The sequence below is a fragment of the Sphingobacterium siyangense genome, assembly GCF_023277505.1.
In the GTDB taxonomy this organism is placed as follows: Bacteria; Bacteroidota; Bacteroidia; order Sphingobacteriales; family Sphingobacteriaceae; genus Sphingobacterium; species Sphingobacterium siyangense.
Genome location: NZ_CP080574.1, coordinates 6,384,339 through 6,407,508 on the forward strand (window position 1 = coordinate 6,384,339; position 23,170 = coordinate 6,407,508).

18 protein-coding genes are annotated in these 23,170 nt (G+C 38.5%); 13 read left to right on the forward strand and 5 right to left on the reverse strand.

Annotated features, from left to right (window positions below; translation table 11 throughout):
* Positions 1-87: 87 nt before the first annotated feature.
* Entirely contained in the window at positions 88-1,878 is a 1,791-nt protein-coding gene (locus tag K2F45_RS26745; RefSeq protein ID WP_237241896.1) for a TrkH family potassium uptake protein, read from the reverse strand.
* Between the two features lie 178 nt (positions 1,879-2,056).
* Positions 2,057-3,952: an AsmA family protein gene (locus tag K2F45_RS26750; protein WP_075990333.1), complete on the reverse strand. Its 1,896-nt coding sequence runs from the start codon at positions 3,950-3,952 to the stop codon at positions 2,057-2,059.
* A gap of 95 nt (positions 3,953-4,047) precedes the next feature.
* Here K2F45_RS26750 and K2F45_RS26755 point away from each other — a divergent pair, with 95 nt between their 5' ends.
* Positions 4,048-5,085 carry a hypothetical protein gene (locus tag K2F45_RS26755; protein WP_075990334.1) on the forward strand — a complete coding sequence of 346 codons (1,038 nt, stop codon included), beginning with the start codon at positions 4,048-4,050 and terminating at the stop codon, positions 5,083-5,085.
* The gene (locus tag K2F45_RS26760; RefSeq protein WP_248932726.1) at positions 5,045-7,498 is read left to right on the forward strand and encodes a hypothetical protein; all 2,454 of its coding nucleotides are present in this window, start codon (positions 5,045-5,047) and stop codon (positions 7,496-7,498) included. Before K2F45_RS26755 ends, K2F45_RS26760 begins: the two co-directional genes overlap by 41 nt.
* Positions 7,499-7,587: 89 nt before the next feature.
* Here the strand turns inward: K2F45_RS26760 and rsgA are convergent, their stop codons facing one another.
* The gene (rsgA, locus tag K2F45_RS26765) at positions 7,588-8,508 is read right to left on the reverse strand and encodes a ribosome small subunit-dependent GTPase A (RefSeq protein ID WP_075994557.1); all 921 of its coding nucleotides are present in this window, start codon (positions 8,506-8,508) and stop codon (positions 7,588-7,590) included.
* A gap of 106 nt (positions 8,509-8,614) precedes the next feature.
* Here rsgA and polA point away from each other — a divergent pair, with 106 nt between their 5' ends.
* The 11 genes from polA (at position 8,615) to K2F45_RS26820 (ending at position 22,088) form a co-directional block, all read left to right on the forward strand.
* Complete coding sequence (gene polA / locus K2F45_RS26770; protein ID WP_248932727.1) at positions 8,615-11,416, forward strand: DNA polymerase I; 2,802 nt, start codon at positions 8,615-8,617, stop codon at positions 11,414-11,416.
* 4 nt (positions 11,417-11,420) lie between these two features.
* Complete coding sequence (locus K2F45_RS26775) at positions 11,421-12,551, forward strand: toxin-antitoxin system YwqK family antitoxin (protein ID WP_075990336.1); 1,131 nt, start codon at positions 11,421-11,423, stop codon at positions 12,549-12,551.
* Positions 12,552-12,575: 24 nt separating this feature from the next.
* The gene (locus K2F45_RS26780; protein ID WP_075990337.1) at positions 12,576-13,229 is read left to right on the forward strand and encodes a phosphatidylserine decarboxylase family protein; all 654 of its coding nucleotides are present in this window, start codon (positions 12,576-12,578) and stop codon (positions 13,227-13,229) included.
* A gap of 63 nt (positions 13,230-13,292) precedes the next feature.
* A complete protein-coding gene (locus K2F45_RS26785) occupies positions 13,293-14,330 on the forward strand; it encodes a sensor histidine kinase (protein ID WP_075990338.1) in 1,038 nt (345 codons plus the stop codon).
* 90 nt (positions 14,331-14,420) lie between these two features.
* Positions 14,421-15,068: a DUF47 domain-containing protein gene (locus K2F45_RS26790; RefSeq protein ID WP_046671637.1), complete on the forward strand. Its 648-nt coding sequence runs from the start codon at positions 14,421-14,423 to the stop codon at positions 15,066-15,068.
* Positions 15,069-15,104: 36 nt separating this feature from the next.
* Positions 15,105-16,115 (forward strand): inorganic phosphate transporter, encoded by a 1,011-nt coding sequence (locus K2F45_RS26795; protein ID WP_046671636.1) that lies wholly within the window; start codon positions 15,105-15,107, stop codon positions 16,113-16,115.
* Positions 16,116-16,355: 240 nt separating this feature from the next.
* A complete protein-coding gene (locus K2F45_RS26800; RefSeq protein ID WP_075990339.1) occupies positions 16,356-17,729 on the forward strand; it encodes an OmpA family protein in 1,374 nt (457 codons plus the stop codon).
* A 180-nt stretch (positions 17,730-17,909) separates the two neighbouring features.
* Positions 17,910-19,322 (forward strand): tetratricopeptide repeat protein, encoded by a 1,413-nt coding sequence (locus tag K2F45_RS26805; protein ID WP_088163342.1) that lies wholly within the window; start codon positions 17,910-17,912, stop codon positions 19,320-19,322.
* A 98-nt stretch (positions 19,323-19,420) separates the two neighbouring features.
* Positions 19,421-20,167: a shikimate dehydrogenase family protein gene (locus K2F45_RS26810; RefSeq protein WP_248932728.1), complete on the forward strand. Its 747-nt coding sequence runs from the start codon at positions 19,421-19,423 to the stop codon at positions 20,165-20,167.
* 44 nt (positions 20,168-20,211) lie between these two features.
* A complete protein-coding gene (locus K2F45_RS26815; RefSeq protein ID WP_075990341.1) occupies positions 20,212-20,853 on the forward strand; it encodes an MBL fold metallo-hydrolase in 642 nt (213 codons plus the stop codon).
* A gap of 5 nt (positions 20,854-20,858) precedes the next feature.
* Positions 20,859-22,088 carry an FtsX-like permease family protein gene (locus tag K2F45_RS26820; RefSeq protein WP_075990342.1) on the forward strand — a complete coding sequence of 410 codons (1,230 nt, stop codon included), beginning with the start codon at positions 20,859-20,861 and terminating at the stop codon, positions 22,086-22,088.
* On the opposite strand, the gene K2F45_RS26825 is transcribed toward K2F45_RS26820, so the two are convergent.
* Positions 22,085-22,732 (reverse strand): peptidase associated/transthyretin-like domain-containing protein, encoded by a 648-nt coding sequence (locus K2F45_RS26825; protein WP_075990343.1) that lies wholly within the window; start codon positions 22,730-22,732, stop codon positions 22,085-22,087. The genes K2F45_RS26820 and K2F45_RS26825 overlap by 4 nt on opposite strands.
* A 58-nt stretch (positions 22,733-22,790) precedes the next feature.
* Positions 22,791-23,066 (reverse strand): NifU family protein, encoded by a 276-nt coding sequence (locus K2F45_RS26830; protein WP_075990344.1) that lies wholly within the window; start codon positions 23,064-23,066, stop codon positions 22,791-22,793.
* Positions 23,067-23,170: the final 104 nt, after the last annotated feature.

Consider the following 23,170-nt stretch of genomic DNA (forward strand, 5'->3'; position numbering starts at 1 on the left):
TGTTATTTCCAAGTTCTCTTTCGATCTACCTGCTCATATTACTCCGATAAGTTCATCAAAAGTTAGTCAATACGCTTGTAGGTCTACCTAAAACAAGATCTTTTCTTCCGGAAATACAATATTTCTCCGTGTTGTATTTTTAATAAAAGCGACCAGCAGAGTCAGCATACCCACACGCCCAACCAGCATCGTTAGGGCAATAATCAATTTTCCGCCCATACTGAGTGATGGTGTAATCCCCAAACTTAACCCACATGTTGTATAGGCTGATAGTGATTCAAAAAGGAGAGCTTTCATACTCTTATCGGGATCTGTAAAAATGAGCACAAAAAAACTGAATCCTACGACGAATAGCGACAACAAAATAATCGCAAAAGCCTTGTTAACAGATTCGCCGGCTATCCTCCTTTTAAAAATCTCAATATATTCTTTTCCCTTAGCCAGAGAAACAATATTCAACAGCGAAACAGCAACGGTAGTTACCTTTACTCCCCCACCAGTAGATCCGGGAGAAGCCCCGACCCACATCAGAATCATAATCAAAAAAACAGTCGGTGGGCCGACAAAACTCAAATCAACACTATTGTAACCTGCTGAACGCGCTGCATTGGCCATAAAGAAGGAAGTTGCCCATTCACCATCGATTCCCCTTTCAAGAGAAAGGGTGTTCCCTCGCTCCAAAAAGTAGAAAAACAAAGTTGCACCTACAATAATAATTGCATTACAAACCAGCACCAATTTAGAATTAAAGCTAAAGCTCCATGCTTTATGCTTATAGTTTTTCTTTGTGATCCATCGGTGATAATAAAGCAATATGGATTCTTTAATATAGGTGTAGAAATTCAATACAATTCCAAAACCCAAACCACCAAGAATGAAAAGCGAAGATAACGCCAGCTGGAATGGGTAATTGAATTTATAGGCTTCATTGGTAATTCCCCCAGATAAGATCGAAAATCCAGCATTACAGAATGAAGAAATAGAATGAAAGATCGAAAAGAAAACCATGCTCCCTAAATTTGGAAAATTAGCACTTTCTAAGGTACTAAAGATCAGTATAGCGCCAAGAAATTCAAACAGCAGCGTAATAAATATCATGGTCAATAGGGTTTTAATGACAGAGGCTACTTTATTTTCACCTAGAATTTCACCAAACATCAATTGATTCTTAAAAGAAAATCCGCCAGAGAAAAAATAGCCAAAAAAACCTGTAAATGTCATAATACCCAATCCGCCAACCTGTATCAGGACAATGACCACAGTTTGTCCGAACATGCTAAAATTGGTTGAAATATCGGCAACAGACAAGCCTGTGATACAAACAGCACTAGTTGCCATAAATAAGGCGTCCACAAAACTTAACGGAGCTTCTACCGTGGTACGGGGCAGCATCAAGAGTACGGTCCCGAGCAAGATAAGAACCAGGAAACTGATGACAAATAATATTGTCGGATTAAAATAAAAATTGTCAAAGAAAAGTGTGCTCTTTGATAGCTCCGCGATAAAAATAAGATAGATTCCTAGATAAACCCACTGTTCTCTTGAAAAAACAGAAAGCGCTCCAAATCCTGCAAAACGGGCAATAAGAATAAATACAAAGTAAATGAGGATAACTAAGCCCGCGTAATGCTCAACAGCAATTTTTTTGAGTGCGTAAATGGAAGACGACTCGCGGAGAGCAATCATGAAAAAGAGGACAAAGAAAAGATAATGAATTGTTTTACCAAGCAATTTCCCCAATGCAGGATCAGTGACATATCCCACATTAAAAATAACGATTGCGGCGCAAATCATGCTCACATAGAACATGATTTTGTCTACAAGCCCATTTTTATATTTGAAAACAAACCGGATAAAACTTAAAATCGAATCTATCATAATGTCTCAAACTAAGATAAATCTGTCAATAAATGCAAATCTATCTCCGTTGTATTTTTTCGCGCGCTAACGAAACCGACAATGAGGATTGATAAATACCGCACATCGCTTCCTCTCCCATTTCTAAAAAATAAGGGCAAAAGCACTAAACGGTAATCTTTCCACGTGAAACGGATCCTCAATTTCCCGTTCCTTCTTTCTCAAGCTCCTTTTCAGCTTTTTCACGGTCACGCTTCCGCTTCTCTTCAATCTTTGCCGCCTCTTTGGCCTCATCTTCTTTTTCTTCCTTCAGCAACTCCTCAGGAGTTTTGTGTTTCTTAAATATACTTGAAATCATTTTCTTGGCTTTGCTGATTCCCCCAACGACTTTTTCAACTTTTCCAGCCGTATTCATCAGCTTAGCCTCCCGCTCTGGACCAAGGCCGACGCATTGTTTAATTCCAACCAACAAAGTCTGCCACATCGCTTTAAAAAACGGATGATTGGGATCCCGACGCTTGTTAATATGCCCCACCGTATATTTACCGTATAAATCCGGATTGCCCGGATTAAATAAAACCTGATTAATCATAAAAGACAGCAGCCCCTTCTTTTCTCGCCGACCATCATCACCTGCCTCTGACAGGATATTAACTTTGAGGTCGTCATAATCCATTTTAAAGGTTCCTTTACTACGGTAATCGTTAGCCCAAATGTCAAATGTAATCTGACTGAGATTGCCCGATTTAACCTCAACATTTAACAATGGACGAATCATTTTATTAACGACTGTTAGATCCATTTTCCCAAGTGTGCCCTTATAGGTGTAGGCTCCAACTTTAGAGGTCATATCAAAAACAAAGTTGGTAGAAAGCTTACCGGCGTTCATAAAATTGCTGCTCAAATTTGCACGCATTAGCTTCTGCTTAAGCAATTTTGTCGAATCATTTGTCACATTCAATAGTGTACCATACGTGTGATCAAAAGTAATGGTTCCGATTTGACTATACTCATCACTCATTTCAGAATACGCAATTCCAATATTATCTAAAATCAAAGAATCAATTCCCAGGCGTGTCGACATTTGCATTAATTTCATATGCGGAGCATTTCCAATCTGACTGGTTGGAGGGCTTTTATAATGCTTATCACTGTAAATCGAAAGTGAACCATTTTTTAAGCGTGCATTTTGTGCGTATATTTTCTTATCCCGGGAAAGCTCGGCAAAATTGAATCCCGTCAAAAGAAGTGTGTCCATTTTCAGCACCATATAGCTTCCACCCTCTCCTTTCTTCCGATAATAAGCCGCCTTATTCAGCGTCGGCTGATAAGCGACTTTAGTCAGCAGGACATTGCGGTTTTTACTATTGATTTTCAACTGATCGAAGTTTACTTTATAAAACCCATCCGGAGTTTTATAGGTAAAACCAGGCACCTCAATATCAATCATTTTCGTATGATAAAAGCGCTGCCTGTCGTGCTCAGAAGTTGAATCGATCAAAACATCATCTATCCGGACCTTGACCTTTTTGACCTCGAAATCTTGATAAACCCCTTTTTGGACTTGCGTATATCTAAAATCGATGTCATTCAAATTGACAGCCCGCACCTGAATTTTTTTCAGATTGTCCTTTATTTTCTCATACAGTGGTTTTTTAGGTCCCCTACTTACCGTATCATTATAACGATGTACCTCATTAATGACATGAATCGTTGGTCTTTCGACAGTGATATCATTCAGAAAAAGTTCCTTATCCATCAACACCCTCCGAATTCCAAAGCTTTTTATTTTCAGCCTATTGATGGAAATTTCGAAACGGTTATCTGGTGCTTTTTTGACCAGCTCCAACTTTTTATAGATGGAACTATCTGACACGAGATGCAGATTGTCTATTGTTATGTTACCTAATAATAGGTTGACGTGGATATCGTCGTATTTAATAGTATACAAATTGTCCGTTGCTTGAGACACCAGCTGTTTGATTTTAGTATCTAAAAGAGGCTTCCACTTATTGCTAAAATACCAAATACCTCCAGCCAATACCAATAGGATAAACGCTACAATACCAAGGATCCATTTGAAAATAGGCTTCATAAAGTCACAATCTCTTTGTAATTTCGTCTTTATTTTATTGAATAACAAACAAAATTAAGCCCATTTTGTTTGAATAACGACTAAATAAAGTGAATATGCTGCGTAAAACACAACTATTTTTATTTCTTGTACCGCTCTCTCTACTTTTTTTAAGTTCCTGCACCAAAACAAAGCATGAAACAGGCTTCTATTTTTGGAAGACAGTATTCCAGTTAGACACCGTAGAAAGCCGCTCTTTAAAGGAAATTGACGCGAAATCTATCTATGTCCGCATCATGGATATTGATTTCGATCCATCTGGTGTACAAGCCGTCCCTATTAGCCCCATTACGTTTTCGCAGCCTGTCCCCAAAGAACAGCAGCTGATTCCTGTAGTATTTGTCAACCAACGTATTTTTGTGGAAATGGATAGCCTGCAGATCAGAGGACTGGCAAATAAAATTGTTCCGTTTGTGACGGCTAAAATACAACAAGCAGGAAAGGAAAAATTTACCGAACTTCAACTGGACTGCGATTGGACAAAGACATCCCGTGATAAATTTTTCTACCTGCTCACCTATTTACAGCAATTGCCGGCCTTAAAAGATGTTGTCGTGAGCTCTACTCTGCGGCTGCATCAAGTCAAAAATACGGTCACCAGCGGAATTCCGCCTGTGAAAAGAGCAATGTTAATGTGTTACAACATGGGAAATCTCAGACAATTTGGCAACCAGAACTCCATTTTAAATCAACAGGACCTCAAGACCTATCTAAGCGGAACATTACGCAACTATCCCATGGAAATGGATCTTGCATTACCGCTATTTCAGTGGTTTGTCGTTTTCAGAAATAATAATTACATCGGTATTTCAAAACATATCAATGAAGAAGATCTCAAAGACTCGTCATTGTTTACCCATAACCCCAATACGAACCTCTATATTTTAACGAAAGATCTCCCAAAAGCAAACCTTAAAAAGGGAGATGTTATACGTTTTGAATCCACAAATCAGGAGGAACTCTTACAAACGGCAAAATTTTTGAAGGGAGAGCTGAAAGGAAAAGAACACCGGATTATTTTTTATCATTTAGATCAAGCTACACTAGCAAACCATGGCAATGCCGAATTACAAAAAATTATTGCTACTTTCTAGCACTACATTAGCTTTCTTCTTTGGGGAGATTGCAACCAATATCGCCTGTGGTCCTGAAGTGGATCCTTACGACAATCAAACGACATATTATCTCCCCAATCTGGAGGACAATGGATTTTCTGCCTTTCAATTTATCCCCTACCAATTTCTTTATACGGAAGAAGCTCCAGTCAAAGAAAGTTTAATCAATGCCGAAACCTGGGCTAAACACCTAGGTTCGCAGGTCAAGGTTAAGGATATCGAACAATTGATGTACAATAGCAACGATGCAACCGCTAATTTAGCGAGCAATCAGCAAAAGTCGGCTTGGACCAACCTTCCCGACTCCATTAGAGGAAATACATTCCTAAGCACGTTGATTGACGGAAAACATGAAGCTGAACGCGCTTATTTTATGTTTACAAAAAAGCAGGAACCTATCACGAATATTCAACATAACTATTGGGATCCGGATACCCGAAATTTCAAAGAAATCACTCAATTTGCTGAACTCGCCGAACAGCAGATCACCAAGTACCCCAAAAATAGCTTTCTCTATATCCGTTATGCTTATCAAGCCGCCCGTTTATATCTATTTGGACAGGAATACGCCAAGAGCATGACGATCTATGAAAAGTACCTGCAATCCGCTAAGGGAGATGAAGCCATCCTCAATTGGGCACTATCCAACTACGCTGGCGCTGTCCGCAAAAATGGCGATGCTGCAAGGGCAGCTTATCTCTTTTCCAAATTATTCACTGCCAGTCCAGAAAGGCGCATCCTCGCTTATGCTAATTTCCATTATATCACAGCCAGTGATGCTGAGATATTTCAATATGCAAAAAATGATGCAGATCGGTTCAATATCAATGCTATCATAGGCTTTGGCACAAGTGACTATGCACTGAAATATCTGAGCGACTGCTATCAGCTCGATCCGGCCAACACCGTAAATGCCGTACTATTGGGACGCGAAGTCAATAAGATAGAAACAGAAATGAACGAGTCTTTTTACCTCAGTAGCGATAATTATAATTACTACAGTAAAAATGACGATAAAGGAAAGGTTAAACTACATCTGGATTCTCTCCGCAATTTTGCCCTAAAACTTTATCGCGACAAAAAATATGTTCAACCCCAATTGGGCCTTATTACTGCTGCCTACCTAAGCTGGATGAATAAGGAAAATACGTTAGCAAAAGAATACCTGTCCGGAATAAAAGAGGCTGACCTCAGTCCAAAATTGATTGATCAGCTTCAAATTACCCGATTGCTCACGCAATTAACTGACTGGCAAAGCAGTAAGCAGCTAGATGAAGTTCAATTGACCAAGACACTATCTTGGTTAGAAGAAAAAGCAAAACTTGATGGTAAGGAAGATATCCGCAAACAAAATTGGGGATATAGTGCTTTTGAATATAGCAACTATAGTTTAATCTGCCGGAATATTCTACAAAATCTTGTCGTAAAACACTATTTAAGTACACAAGATACCGCCATGGCTAGTTTAGCTGCTGTAAAGGCGGATGCCTTTTACAACTATGGCTTTGTGAAAGACTCACTGGAAGATAATATGCAGTGGACAACAATGCACTTCTGGGAAAATAGCCTTACACCTAAAACGCTGTTAAAAATAAGAAATTTACTGTCGGACAATTCCCAACAGAATACCCTATCTAAATTCTTATTGAAGGATATCAAACATTTCAATAAAGATTATCTCACGGAATTATTGGGTACAACCTACCTGCGCGAACTGGATTTCCAAAAAGCAGCAAAAACTTTAGCGGGACTTCCTAAAGACCATAAAATAAAAGAAATTAAAAACTGGTACGATGCGGATGAAAGCGATATTACACCGAATCCATTTATTGTTACTATAAATGATTATCCCAAAAAATATGGTAAAGAGTCCACCACTAAGCTAAAATATGCTGAACGGATGGCACGCTTGGAAAATGCCATAAAAACGGAAAAGAATAACCAGAAAAAAGCCGAGTATTATTTCCAAATGGCCACAGGTATCTATCAGACAAGTACCTATGGAAATGCTTGGTCCCTAGTATCCTATGACTGGTCGTCCACCGACAACCACGCAGCTTCAACACTTCACTGGCAACGAAATTATCTACAGACAAAATCAGCAAAAGAATGGTACAGCAAAGCGCGTACGCTGAGCACAGACAAAGAGTTCAAAGCGAAATGTACCATTATGCTTGCCAAATGCGAGCAGAAAGATTTTGTCTATACCAATGAATCGCGTTGGCAATACTATGATTCGCCATTAAAGAATCCTTTCTATCGTTTTTCGATGCAAAATAAATACTTCAAAGAATTGAGCACACAATATAAGGATACGCCTTTCTTTACAATCGCTTCGCGGGAGTGTACTTATCTCCGTGATTTTTTAAATTTAACACAAGCGATACATTAAGGGCTTCATCCTACCGCGCTTTACAAAAAATAGCGCCTTCTTGATGTAAGAAGACGCTATTTTTTTATAAAGATTAAGATTTATATAGATTAAGATCTACTATCCTCATTATGATATATACTGAGGTAGCTATCGTAGCGCGAACTCTCAATAGAGCCTTCTTCCACAGCCTCCATAATGACACAACCGGGTTCATTGATATGCCGGCAATTATGAAATCGACATTGATTCATCAACGCGCGCATTTCTGGAAAAAAATGGGATAGCTCCTGTTTTTCTATATCGACAATTCCCAACTCACGAATACCAGGCGTATCAATTAGCTTCCCTCCAAAAGGGAGATCGAACATTTCAGCAAAAGTAGTTGTATGCTTTCCTTTGTCGGACCAATCGGAGATTTCACCAGTTTTCAACCCATATTCAGGGACGATTGCATTAATTAACGTTGATTTACCAACCCCGGAATGGCCTGATACCAAGGTTATTTTATCTTTAAGCAGTTGCTTGACAACGTCGATATTTGTACCTGTTAACGCAGAAACTTCGAAACAGGGGTAACCAATATGTTCATAAATAGCTTTATAGTCGGCCAATATCTCCAATCCTTCATCACTAAAAAGATCCAATTTATTGAAAATAATTACCGCAGGAATTCCATATGCCTCTGTTGTTACTAGAAAGCGATCGATAAAACCCAAAGAAGTTGGTGGCGAGGCAAGTGTCACCACTAAAAAAGCCTGATCCAGGTTTGCTCCGATAATTTGAGTTTGCTTGGACAGATTGACGGATTTTCGAATAATATAATTTCGACGAGGTTCCAGTTCGTGAATGACCGCACTTTCCTGATCAGGTTCCACATCAAAATGTACCCAATCACCCACAGCAACAGGATTAGTCGTTTTTATTCCTTTGGTTCGAAACTTTCCTTTGATACGACAGTCGTATCTTTTATCATCTTCACCCAAAACTTGATACCAACTACCTGTCGATTTAGTTACCAGTCCTCTCATAAATCCTGTTGCATTAAATGTGTCATAGTACAAAAATCGGAAAAATTTATTAAACTTACCCTTTGATGAATTTCTTACCTTTGTAAGGAGACTAAAATTCAATTTTGTGAAAAAACTATTTCTTTTAGACGGAATGGCTCTCATATATAGAGCTTATTTTGCTTTGAGCAAAACTCCTCGAATTACCTCAACAGGGTTAAATACAGGAGCAATCATGGGATTTACCAATACATTATTGGATGTATTGAAAAATCAGCAACCTTCCCACATAGCAGTAGTGTTCGACACAGCGGCACCTACCGCTCGACATATTGAATTTGAAGCTTATAAAGCACATCGGGAGAAAATGCCAGAGGACCTTGCTGCCTCTATCCCCTATATAAATCGGTTAATCGAGGGCTTCAATATCCCGATTATCACAATGGATGGATACGAAGCCGATGATATTATCGGAACACTTGCAAAAAAGGCCGAGAAACAGGACTTTCAAATCTATTGCATGACACCCGATAAAGATTTTGGGCAACTTGTGTCTGAAAATATCTTTATCTACAAACCTGCCCGCATGGGTAATGGAGCAGAAGTACAAGGTGTCAAAGAGATTCTCGAAAAATGGGAGATTTCTGATGTTTGCCAGGTCATCGATATCCTCGGTCTTTGGGGCGATGCCGTGGACAATATCCCTGGTATACCTGGTATTGGAGAGAAAACAGCGAAAAAACTTGTTCAGGAATACGGATCTGTCGAAGGCATTATCGCTAACGCGGACCAACTCAAAGGAAAAATGCGCGAAAACGTGGAGAATTTTGCAGAACAAGGGCTCATCTCCAAAAAATTAGCCACTATTTTATTGGATGTACCAATAGAACTCGATGAAAAATCGCTAGAACTGGAAGATCCAAACAAAGAAATCCTTGAACCGCTATTTGCTGAATTAGAATTTCGAACACTTGGAAAACGAGTTTTCGGCGAAGATTTCTCCGTCCTTGACAAGAGCAGCCCTACAAATGGACAAATGGATCTATTTTCGACAACAACAACGACAATTACCACGACCGAAATTGTTACCGAAGTTAGCGTCGAAAATGCAGCAATAAATAACATCCATAATACAGCACATGAGTATGTTTTGGTTGATACAAACGAAAAACAAGTAGCGCTCGCTCAACAGCTTGCTTCTTTGGATAGTTTTTGTTTTGACACAGAAACAACAGGATTAGATGCAAACCTTGCGGACATTGTTGGGTTATCATTTTCTTTTGAGAACGCAAAAGCATATTATGTCCCAACACCTGCCGATCGTGATAGCGCTCAGGCTATAGTCGATATTTTCAAGGGTGCTTTAGAAAACCCAAACATTGAAAAAATAGGACAAAACATCAAGTACGATATTTTATTATTAGCACGCTATGGTGTAAAAGTACAAGGCACCCTTTTTGACACCATGCTTGCACATTATCTGATTGATCCAGATACCCGTCACGGAATGGATGTCCTCGCAGAAAATTACCTAAATTACAGCCCGGTATCAATCACCGAACTTATCGGTGAAAAGGGAAAGAAGCAAGGGAATATGCGCGACGTTGAAGTCGAAAAAATAAAAGAATATGCCGCTGAAGATGCAGACATTACCCTACAGCTAAAAAATATATTTCAACCTCTTCTTGTCGAGACCAACACCATGCAGCTCGCTCAGGATGTGGAATTCCCATTAGTATATATACTCGCCGAAATTGAACGAAACGGTGTAAAAATTGATGTTCCGGCACTTGAAGAATTTTCAAAAACACTGGAGCAGGACATTAAAAATCTCGAGGAAGCTATCTTTGAGAAAGCAGGAGTAAATTTCAATATTGCATCCCCTAAACAATTGGGTGAAGTCTTATTCGATAAACTGCAACTGGATCCTAAAGCTAAAAAAACAAAAACGGGACAATATAAAACAGGTGAAGATGTGTTATTAGCTTTGGCCCATAAATCCGATATCGTCCAAGATATTTTAAACTTTAGGCAAATGCAAAAACTCAAATCAACCTATGTTGATGCACTACCTGAGTTGATAAACCCCGAAACAGGGCTCATTCATACGTCTTACAATCAAGCGGTTGCCGCAACAGGCCGTCTGAGCTCAACGAATCCGAACTTGCAGAATATCCCGATCCGTACCGAACGGGGGAGAGAAGTCAGAAAAGCCTTTATCCCAAGATCTGAAGACAATGTGATCCTCTCTGCCGATTATTCGCAGATTGAACTTCGCCTAATTGCAGAGCTAAGTAAAGATCAAAATATGATGGAAGCGTTTAGCCAAGGTCATGATATCCACCGAGCAACAGCCGCGAAAGTATACAATATGGATTTTGATGCTGTTACTTCTGAACAACGTCGCAACGCGAAAGCAGTTAACTTCGGCATTATATATGGTCAGTCGGCATTTGGCCTTTCTCAAAATCTTGGCATATCACGTAAAGAAGCATCCGATATCATCAATGAATATTTTAACCAATATACAGGGATAAAAAAATACATGAGTGATGCCGTCGAGTTTGCAAAGGAGAATGGTTACGTTGAAACAATTTTAAAACGGAGACGTTATCTGAGAGATATCAATTCCGCAAACATGACCGTTCGCGGATTCGCAGAAAGAAACGCTATCAACGCTCCGATCCAAGGATCAGCAGCAGATTTAATCAAACTTGCCATGATCGCCATTCAAAAGGAAATTGAGCAGCGAGGTTTATCCGGCAAAATGATCATGCAGGTGCATGATGAATTGGTTTTTGACGTACCTAAAGACGAGGTAGCGGTATTCAAAAAAATTATTTTGGATAAAATGTCCAATGCTATAAAAACAAGTGTTCCTTTGATCGTAGAAATTGGAGAAGGCAAAAATTGGCTAGAAGCACATTAAAGTTATGATTAGAAAACTCATCCATATCTTATTATTATTGTGTGTCTGTAGCTTTACAAAGCTACATGCACAAGATGACAAACCTGTATTCTATGAAAAACTAGACCAGGGATTGATTCGCTTTTATTTTGATAAATATTATTATTTAGTTTCAAAAGAGTGTGAGTTTAAAACGATCGAACGTGTGAGCAAATTTGATTTTGCAAAGCAAGTTTTTGATGGAGAGTTCCGCGATTTTGCGCCAAATGGATCGAGAATACTCATTGGTTCCTATAAAGATGGTAAAAAAGAAGGCTTATTCCAAGCCTTTCATCCGAATGGAGTGCTAAAATGGGAAGTAAATTTTCAAAACAACCATCCAACCGGTGATTGGAAATATTACTACCCGGATGGAAAACCCTTATTAACCATTACATATAATGAGCAAGGCTATTTTATCAAAGATTACTGGGACAACAGAGGCAAACAGGAGGTGATAGACGGCGAAGGCAACTATGAATTTTCTATTCCTTTTGAAGGTTTTACGGAGTTCGGTTTTGATTTCTACCTACGCAAAGGAAAGGTAAAAAACGGTAGACCGCAGGGAAACTGGAATACATATTTCTACAATGTAGGTCAGCAAGCAGTTTACGCCATGACACAACGCTTTGCAAATGGTGTACTCACAATGACCTATGACGACAATGGAGATCTAAATAATGAAGATTTCATGTCGCTAAGTATCCTTCCTTATGACTATTTTATACGAGCGGAACTATTTAACGGTAAGTCCTGCAGCTTTGATGATTATTCCAATTTTTATGCATTCCTAACCAAACGTTTTAACGACAATCTCAATAAAACCGGGCTAGACATCACCAAACAGATTAACTTTTCTTACTTAGTGGAAGTAAAGAAAAGCGGAATGGCTAATCTAAAAAGCCTCAAGTTAATATCAGATTCCGGCGACGAGCCTTTCGATGGCATTTTGAGCCGTATTGCAAGAAGTATTGACTTCTATTTCCCTACATATAAAGACAATCAGCCTCAAGACGACCTTATCAGAGTATCTGGCGGAATCACACAGGGTAATGACGGAAAAATCTATACCCATTCAATTAAAATCGAAAGACAAATAGACAATTCGAGTAAATAATTATCTTTGCAGAAATAAATAGATATGAAATTTCATAAAGAAGGATACACCACATTAGCGATCGCTGTACTTTTTATCTTCATTATCAATGCCGTTGCGGATTATTATGACGCTCCGCAATACGCTAAATGGTTTATTTATGCGCTCTCAGCATTCCTATTCATTACAGTTGTTCAGTTTTTCAGAAGTCCCAAAAAAGTGGTTAGCCCGCAGGATGGCGTGATTCTTTGTCCAGCCGATGGAAAAGTTGTTGTTATCGAAGAAACTGAGGAAAACGAGTATTTCCATGATAAGCGGATACAGGTGTCTATATTTATGTCTCCTGTCAATGTGCATGTCAATAGAAACCCAATCAGTGGTTTAGTCACGTTCTTTAAATACCATCCTGGCAAATTTCTAGTGGCTTGGCACCCCAAATCATCTACCGATAACGAAAGAACAACAGTCGTTGTCAAAGATAAGGCTGGACGGGAAGTTCTTTTCCGCCAGATTGCAGGAGCATTAGCGCGCCGCATTGTATGGTATGTAAAAGAAAAAGACGAAGTCGTGCAAGGCAATGAGTTTGGTTTTATCAAATTCGGCTCCCGCGTCGATTTGTTTCTTCCTTTAGGGACTGAAATCAATGTTAACATTGGTGATAAGGTTACTGGAGCAAAAACGATTATCGGAAAATTTTAACAATTTATTAATATCATTATAAGTAACTTAGGCTCCAAATCAGGGGCCTTTTTTATTCTGCAAATGAATTTTAGACAATTACTATTGGCAAACTCCGCAACTGTCGGTATTGCAATATCCACGATCAGCTTTTATTATAAACATGACCTACAGACAGCGTTGATCATTTTCTTTGTTGCTGTGGTAACGAGTTTCCTCCTATTTAACTATCTATTTGAAAAATACATATATCGTAGACTCAATACGATGTATAAATTAATTCATAACCTTAAACTCGGCAAGGATCTTAAGGATGCTATCGGAGAACATGTCAGTGAGGATCCGATTACGGATGCTGAAAACGAAGTCAAAGCATGGGCAAAAGATAAAAAAAACGAGATAGAGCAGTTAAAATCACAAGAAAAATTCCGCAGAGAATTTTTATCCAACATTTCTCATGAATTCAAAACGCCGTTATTTGCTACCCAAGGTTACATTGAAACCCTGCAGGATGGCCTTATGGAAGAAGATATGGAAATGGCCAAGAACTTCTTAGATAAGGCTGCCCGGAATCTGGACCGGCTAAATTACCTGATTCAGGATCTTGATGAGATATCCAAACTGGAATCTGGAAAAATGGTCCTGAATATAGAGAAATTCGATATCGTTGATCTTATTAAAGACACCACCTACTCTCTTGAGGACAAAGCTAAACAGCACAATATCAAAATAGAATTCAAGCCAAAAGCGGGCACACCACATTGGGTTAAAGCAGACCGCAATAAAATCCACCAGGTATTATACAATTTGATTGACAATTCCCTGAAATATGGAAAAGAGGGCGGAACAACGAAAATCAAGATTTTTCCGCTGTTTGAACAGGTTCTTATCGAGATTACAGACGACGGTTATGGCATCGAAGAAAAAAATCTCAGTCGTGTATTCGAGCGCTTTTTCCGAACTGATAAGAGTCGATCACGCGATATCGGAGGATCAGGATTAGGGTTGGCTATCGTAAAGCATATTGTCGAAGCACATCAGCAAAACGTCAATGTCCGTAGTACAGAAGGCATTGGGACAACATTTGGCTTTACTTTACAAAAAGTTCAGTCAGGAAATTAAACAATTGATGACACTTTTGTGTTTAAACAAAATCAATGTTAACATTAACTTAACATTAAGGTATTATTTTTGCAAAAATAAATTTAAGATATGTCTTTAAATAGCATTTTTCAATACTTCGTTCCAAAGGATAAAAAATTCTTCCCTTTGTTTGAACAAGCCGGCAACAACTTGATCGAGATGTCAAAGTTGTTAAAAGATATTGTTAACTCAAGCAACCCTGAAAAGAAAAAGGAATTAACTCGCAAAGTGGAAGATTTGGAACATAGAGGCGACAACATTACGCATCAAATTCATTTGGAGCTGGGAAAGAACTTTATCACTCCTTTTGACCGCGAAGATATACACTCTTTGGCAAGTTCATTGGACGATGTCGCAGATTTTATACACGGTGCCGCCAATAGAATGGACCTTTACAAGGTTGAAAAGGCCACTGAGCCAATGATTGAAATTGCTGATTTATTGGTTGAAGCTACCGAACATGTATCAAAAGCTATTCATGAGCTTAGAGATTTGAAAAATATCCGGAATATTACGGATTCATGTGTTCGCATCAATAGCGTAGAAAACAAAGCCGATTATATCTTCGATAAAGCTGTAGCTGACCTTTTTGAATTTGAAAAAGATGCAATTTCATTAATTAAACACAAAGAAGTGTTGTCTGCAATGGAAGATGCAACCGATAAATGTGAGGATGTTGCTAACGTATTAGAAAGCATTCTAGTTAAAAACGCATAATCATTCGATTTAAGTGCACAAAAATTCTACGAGATTATGATGTCAACATTACTCGTTGTTGTGATTGTCCTTGCGATAGCCTTTGACTACATCAATGGATTCCATGATGCTGCCAATTCTATTGCGACAGTTGTATCAACAAAAGTTTTAACGCCAGCAATGGCCGTCTTATGGGCTGCGATATTCAACTTTGCAGCTTACTTCTACTTTACAGATCATAAAGTAGCCAATACCATTGCAAAAACCGTATTGGAAGAATACATTACCTTAGAAGTTATTTTTGCAGGATTACTTGCAGCAATTGGTTGGAACTTATTTACATGGTACTATGGTGTACCATCAAGTTCGTCCCATACACTTATTGGAGGTTTTGCAGGATCGGGTATGGCTTACGCTTTCATCCTTGGCGCAGATCCTATTCACGCGATCAATATTGATGCTACTTTAAAGATTATTGCATTTATCGTACTTGCTCCTATCATAGGTATGACGATATCGGTTATCATCACATTGATTGTAATCAATCTGGCGAAAAATTCCCGTCCAAGTGTTGCCGAAAAATGGTTCAAGATATTGCAACTTGTTTCTTCGGCCGCCTTGAGCTTTGCACATGGAGGTAATGATGCACAGAAAGTAATGGGAATTATCCTTGTCGCTATGGTAGCTGGTGGTTATGTCCCAACGACTGAACACATGCCTGAGTGGATTCCATTGACTTGTTACGCAGCAATTGCTGCCGGAACAATGAGCGGTGGATGGAAAATTGTCAAAACGATGGGAACCAAGATTACAAAAGTAACACCCTTGGAGGGTGTTTGTGCTGAATCTGCAGGAGCTGTCACCTTGGGTATCACAGAACATTTTGGAATACCAGCCTCAACAACGCATACCATTACAGGTGCAATCATCGGTGTTGGGGTTGTCAAACGTGTCTCAGCAGTACGTTGGGGGGTAACAATCAGCTTGTTATGGGCTTGGATATTGACAATTCCAGTTTCAGCTTTGTTGGGCGCATTGTCGTTATTGGTCGTACATTATTTGCTTTAGAAAAAAAATACTTAATTTTTTTCTTAAACCTATTGAAACAAAACAAAAATTTGGTACTTTCGTACCGGATTTTTGTTTTGTTGTTTCACATTAAATACTTAATTTAGTACAAAATATAGCAAAAACAAAATTTTAACATAATTTTAAGACTTTGGCACGGCAATTGTACTGTTCCATGTGTTAATACAATAATTAAGTTTGAAAACAATTAAAATTAATAATAACCTTAAAAACAAGAGTATGAACTATTCTACAATTAAAAAAACAGCTGTTGCTGCTACATTAGTTGCCGCTTTAGGTTTCGCTGGTACAGCACAAGCTCAACAAGTATTCGGTGGTAGATCACAATACAGAACTTGGTCTATCGGAGTTCAAGGTGGTATCACTACACCGAACAACGTAATCGGTGGATCTAACGCTTTTGGTCAAAAAGTAGGATACTTCCAAAATAAAGTAGGTGAGTACTATGGTTTGACAGTACGTAAACAATTCTCTCACTTATTTGGTTTAGAAGTTGAAGCTAACCGTGGTAAGATCAAAACTTACAACCATGACCTTTCTGGTCCAAGAATTGAGAACTCTTTAGGTGCTCGTTCAGTAGAAACTAGTGTTAACTGGGCTGCTAGCTTAAATGGTGTATTCCAATTGGGTACAATTGATTTCTTGAGAAGAGAAAATGCGGTTAATTTCTATGCTAAAGTAGGTTTGGGAGCAATGGCTTACAACCCTGTTCAATACGCTAACAATGATTTCTCAGGAACAGTTGTTTATGATAACAAAGGTAACTGGGGTGAAGGCGTTATCGGAGACCGTGATCCAAAACGCGACCGCGACAACAAATTAACAGCTTTCGTTCCTGTAGGTGTTGGTGCAAAATTCAAATTATCTGAAGTTGTTGCTTTGAATTTAGGTTATACAATGAACTTTACGGATGATCAAATCTACGGTCCAGCTCGTCAAGCTTCTTACAAAGGTAAATTCTCTTCAGTTATGGCTGGCTTAGAATTCACTTTAGGTTCGAAAGACAAACAAAACTTGACTTTTGCTAACCCGGTTGCGACATTATACGATGAGTTGAAAGATCCTTCATTGAGAAACGAAGTTGAAGCATTGAAACAACGTGTAAGCACTTTAGAAGGTACTGTTAACACATTAAGCGCTGATGCTGATGGTGACGGTGTATCTGATAAATTTGACAAATGTCCTGGTACTCCAGCTGGTACTCCAGTAGATGGTTCAGGATGTCCAATCAAATTCCCAGAGCCAGTTGTTGAAACTGTAGCTTCTAACGGATACTACGCTCCAATTCAATTCGAATTTGATAGCTCAGTATTGAAAACTTCATCTTACTCTACATTAGACAAATTGGCTAAAGAGTTACGTGATAACAATTCAGCTGTACAATTAGATGGTTATGCTTCTGCAGAAGGTTCTGATGCTTATAACATGACTTTATCTAAAGACCGTGCTAACTCTGTAAAACAATATTTAGTAAATGCTGGTGTTTCTTCATCAAGCATCACAGCTAAAGGTTACGGAGAGAAAAACCCAGTTGCATCAAATGCTACTGAAGAAGGTCGCGTTCAAAACCGTCGTGTTGAGATCAAAAAATAATCGTATATAACTTATACATTATAATAAGAGCCGGCTTTAAAGCCGGCTTTTTTATTTTACACGTATTTATCCTTAACTTTGTGGAGGATATCCGATTTGTGGAAAATTAGTTCGAACAAATTAGATAAGAAATTAGTATTTTGAATTAAGGAACAGAATACTGGTTTTAAACTTTTGAGAATGGAAGAGGATTTTGAATTTGAAAACCCCGAAGAAAGAAAAATCTCGGTGGACAGATATGAGGAAATGCTTCGAAACGAGGATCAGTATTTTTTTGACTCCAAAGCTTTTGAAGGAATTATTGATTACTACGCTGAAAAAAATGACCCTGTTAAGGCCTTACAGGTTACCGAATTTGCGATCAGCCAACACCCTTTTGATATTACCTTTTTATTGAAACAGGCACAACTGTTTTCAACGATTCAACAATATCAGAATGCGCTTGCAGCGTTGGATAAAGCGGAATTATTGGAAGCTTCAGAGGGAGACATTTTCTTGATCCGTGGCGGTATATTAGGCAGTATCGGCCAGTTTGATAATGCTTTGGAACAGCTCTTCAAAGCACTTCCGCTATTAGATAATAAAGATGAGGTCTATTTCCATATTGCGATGATCTTTCAAGCGCAGATGAATTATGACAAGGCTATAATTTATCTAAAGAAAGCCCTTGAACTCAACATGGATTACCAAGAAGCACTCTATGAATTGGCCTACTGTTATGATGTATTGGATAGACAAGAGGAAAGTATCTCCTTTTATAAAAAATACATTGATTCAGATCCATACTCCTACTATGCTTGGTACAATTTGGGAAATTCTTTCCATAAAATCAGTCGGTTTGAGGAAGCTTTAGACGCATACGACTATGCTATATTAATTAAGGAAGACTTTTCTTCCGCTTATTTCAACAAGGGTAATGCTCTAGTCAATCTAGATCGCTATCAAGAAGCATTGGATGTTTACAAACAAACATTTGAATATGAACAACCAAGTGCTGATACCTATTGTGCAATAGGTGAATGTTATGAAAAACTTGAGCAGATGGAAGAAGCTCGCAATTATTATAAAAAGGCGGTCAAACTAGATGCGGAGCTTGCTGATGCCTGGTTCGGTATTGGGGTTACCTTAGATTTCGAAGAACGCTATTTTGAATCGCTGCATTTTTATAAAAAAGCATTGGAACTGGAGGACACAAACCCCGATTACTGGTTTGCGATTGCCGACGCCCGATACAAACTACAACAAATAGATCTTGCAGAAGAAGCCTATAAAAAGGTAGTTGCTTTAAATCCAACAGACATCGATGCGTGGCTCGATTACTCCTCAATTCTATTTGAACAAAGTAAAATTGAAGAAGCTATTAATGTAATATCCGATGCCATTACACAAAATCCAAATGCAGCAGAGCTGTACTATCGTGTGGTTGCTTATCTATTTGCCAATGGACAATACAATGAAGCGCTCAACTTTTTAGAACTTGGCTTAGCGACTGATCCCGATAAGCATCATATTCTTTTTGATTACCTCCCGCAGCTACAAGGGAATCAGATCATTACTGAAATTGTAAAAAAATATACAAAGCCGAAAGATTAACATACAATAGGCGCCACATCCGGTCGTTGCCACGCAATGACCGGATAATAAAATTGAAGATATATTCCTATCCCCACAACGTACTTTTCGCAATTCAAATGAAAAAATTAGGCTTAATAGGATACCCATTGGGGCATTCTTTTTCAAAAAAATATTATTTAGAAAAATTTAATCAAGAACATATTACCGATGTGGATTACGATTTATATCCACTTGCTCAAATAGCCGATTTTACAACGATTGCTTCCAATAAAGATTTCTATGGTGTTAATGTGACCATTCCCTATAAGATAGAGGTTATGGATTACTTGGACGAGCTCTCAGAAGAAGCTCGTGCAATACAAGCTGTAAACTGCATTCGAATCAGCCATACATCAGATGGTGCAACACATCTAAAAGGTTACAATACTGATGCCTATGGTTTTGAGGCATCGCTAAGGCCGCTACTAAATTCCCTGGCGGATAAAAAGGCTTTGATTTTAGGTAATGGAGGCGCTGCAAAGGCTGTCATTTATGCCCTGAATCAACTTGGAATAATGCATACTTTAGTAAGCAGAACCAAAAAGCTAGACCAGTTAACTTATAATGAACTTAATGCTGCTATCCTAGCTGACCATACAGTGATTATCAACTGTTCACCGGTTGGTACATTTCCCAATACGGCAGAATATCCGAAAATTCCTTACGAATTCTTAACCGAGAACCACCTCTGTTATGATCTCATTTACAATCCAGAGGAAACAGCATTTCTTCGAAAAAGCAAAGAAAAAGGCGCGAGAATCAAAAACGGATATGAAATGCTGGTTCTACAAGCAGAAAAAAACTGGGAAATCTGGAATAGTTGAGCTATCAATAGTAAGAAATCAATAAAAACTGTAATTTTACCACTATGCTTACGATAAAAACATTCACTTTCAATCCATATCAGGAAAATACTTACCTACTCTATAACGAGTCAGGAAATGCCATTATCATTGATCCAGGGATGTATGGCGAGCAAGATCAGCAAGAACTATTGGCTTTCATCTCAAGCAATAATCTCAATCCGACACTCCTATTAAATACACATTGCCATATTGACCATGTTTTAGGGAATAGTTTTGTCCATGAAAACTTTGGCTTGCTCCCACAGTTCCACGAAGGTGAAGTACCAATTTTAGTAGCGGTACAGAATTACGCTCCTCAAATGGGCATCCGATATGACATCTCACCAATTGGAGAAACATTTCTAAATGAGGATGATACCATTTATTTGAATAATGATGAGCTAAAGGTCATTCTTGCACCTGGACATTCCCCTGCACATATCTGCTTTTATTCTGCTAATCAAAAATTCTTGATCGGGGGAGATGTCTTATTTCGCAATAGCATTGGCCGTACTGATCTTCCTGGGGGAAATCATCAGCAGCTTTTGGATAGCATAAAAACAAAACTTTATACCTTGCCTGACGACACGATCGTCTATCCTGGACATGGGCCATCGACAACGATTGGCTTTGAAAAAAATTCTAATCCATTTATCCGAGGATAAAAGTCATGAATCTGCCATTTCTATTTGCAAAAAGATATCTGTTTTCTAAGAAATCAGTTAATGCCATTAATATCATCTCTTCTATTAGTGTAATTGGCGTAATGGTAAGTAGCGCTGCTTTAATCATTTTGTTATCTTCATTTAATGGAATGGAACAGCTGATACTATCTATGTACAGTAAGTTTGCTCCTGAACTGAAGATTGAACCCAAGAAAGGAAAACTTTTTGACAGTAAACAGGCTGTCTTCAGTGAATTACGAAAAGATTCCAATGTGGTTCATTACACGGAGGTTCTACAAGAGAAAGTATTACTGCAATATTCAAATAGACAATTTATTGCAAATATAAAAGGCGTCGAACCTCAATCGCTAAGTAAAAAGGCCGGCGACAGTATCCTCGTAGATGGTCAGTACGAACTTACCCATGATTCTTCTAACCTCGCAATTATAGGGGCAAGCGTACAGGCAAATCTGGCAATTCCTATGCAGAACTCTGTGGAACAAATTCAAGTGTATTCTCCGAGAAAGGGAGTAAAGAATTCTTCCAATCCTGCAGAAGAATTCAACATCCGATCCATAGCTCCCGGAGGGGTATTGCGCTATCAACAAGATTTTGACAATTTGATTATTACACCAATTTCATTTGCTAAAGAGGTTCTCGGAGAATATGAGCGCGTTTCATCGATCGAGTTTTACCTAAAAGATGGTGTGGATGTTAATTCATTTGGGCAAGCATTACAAAAGAAAATAGGACCGGATTACATTGTAAAGAATAGGGAAAAACAAAACCCTACCTTATATAAAAATGTACGTGTTGAACGCTGGGTTGTCTTCTTTATACTGACCTTGATCAGTGTGATTGCAATATTTAATATTGTAGGTTCCTTAACCATGCTTGTACTAGACAAACAAAAGGATATGACGATACTGAAAGGTCTCGGTGGTTCGAATGATCTAATTCAACGTATCTTCTTTTATGAAGGCCTTATGATCGCCATTATTGGCTGTGTATTAGGTCTATTGATTGGCGGCACATTCAACTATATCCAGTCAGCCTATGGAATCATTCGTGTAGAAGATGGAGCAAATACAATTATTGACAGCTACCCTATGGTAAGTAAGTGGAGTGACTATATTTTAGTCTTCATGACAGTCATTAGTATCTCTGGTCTAGTTTCCTATTTCTCGGCAAAGCTAAGTGTCAGAGAATTAAATAAATTAAAGGCGACTGACTAATAACTTGAGCTTTTTCGGCTCTGACTACCTTTTGTAATTTGTTGGATTAAACTGCCCCATGCAAAAGGATTTAACAATGGATTAGCATAACGTTGGTTGATGACTTTATTATTCATCGTATTAAAACTCTGCGCATTGTTAATTGAACGCATTTCATTTCCGTCACGTGGTATTACAGCTGCCATTGCCGCTAATGACTCATAAGACAACGACCTCCTAACTCTCACGATGTTATCTTCAGAAACGTCTAGATTCATAAATGCAATGTTAAACTCTTCGATACTTGCCCATGGATAAGGTGTTACCATCGGGAGTTCCGTAACCAGATTCTGCATAACGATATTTGCGGTATACTTATCTCCAGGAACATCAGGAATAGTGACAACTAAAGGATCAAAACCAACGGAAGTAAAACGAATGGTATCTCCTACATGTGCTACAAAAGAGAAATAGCCCTCGTTATTTGCCGCAAATGCTTCATTCCTGAAAGATAAATTAGTGACGGTCGCATAACCTACAGGAAGTCCAGACCCAACTGTTGTTACGACACCGGAGTACTGAACAATCTTCCTTTCCTGAGCATGTAAAGCAGAGGAACAAAAAGATAAGAATACAGCAAATAATATAGAAACCAGCAACTTCATGGAACAAATTTAAACAAAAGTAGCCGAACTAGCCGTTAAATTGTGTTAAGTAGAAAAACTAATTAACAGGGGGTAAAGTTGCTTCTGGGGAATCGGGATCTGTTAAATTAATAGCCTCCACTGCTGTAATTTCAGGAACAGCTTTCTTAATCGCCTGCTCCAAACCAGCTTTAAAGGTCATAATGCTCATTGAACATGAAGCACATGCTCCCAATAATTTTAAACGCACGACATTATCCGCTGTAATCTCTTCAACACTCACATTTCCGCCATCAGTCTCCAAATATGGTCTCAAGGTATCTAATGCTTGCTCAACTTTTTCTTTTAAAGTCATACTCTTAATGCTATTCAATGATTGTAATATGTAAAGATAATCAAATATTTTAAAATGTGTATTTCTAGGCCTCGCTACCAATGGAAAAACAACAAGTATATGAC